Below are 329 nucleotides of genomic sequence, written 5' to 3'. Positions count from 1 at the left end.
GCGCTGATGATCCTCATCACTGTTATGAACTCCAGTGGGGGTAAAGCGTCTGACCTGTTCGGTGAGCTGACCGGTATTGCGGTTCTGCTGACCATGCTGCCTTACTTCTATTCTTGCGTTGACCTGATTCGCTTCGAAGGGATTAACCTCCGTAACCTCGCAAGCCTGGTGTGCTCCATCCTCGGTTGTGGCTTCTGCTTCATCGCACTGATGGGCGCAGGCTCCTTCGAACTCGCCGGCACCTTTATCATCAGCCTGATTATCCTGATGTTCTACGGCCGCAAAATGTCCCAACGTCAGCAAAACAAAGTCGTTACCGAAACACAGAC

1 pseudogene is annotated in these 329 nt (G+C 52.6%); it reads left to right on the top strand.

What is annotated here, in order from left to right:
- Positions 1-329 (top strand): annotated as a pseudogene (gene cadB / locus GM30_RS01025) (cadaverine/lysine antiporter); the annotation flags it as partial.

Source organism: Trabulsiella odontotermitis (genome assembly GCF_001188485.1).
Lineage (GTDB): Bacteria > Pseudomonadota > Gammaproteobacteria > Enterobacterales > Enterobacteriaceae > Trabulsiella > Trabulsiella odontotermitis_A.
Note: the sequence above shows the minus strand (reverse complement) of the source record. Positions and strands in the feature narration are given on the sequence as shown.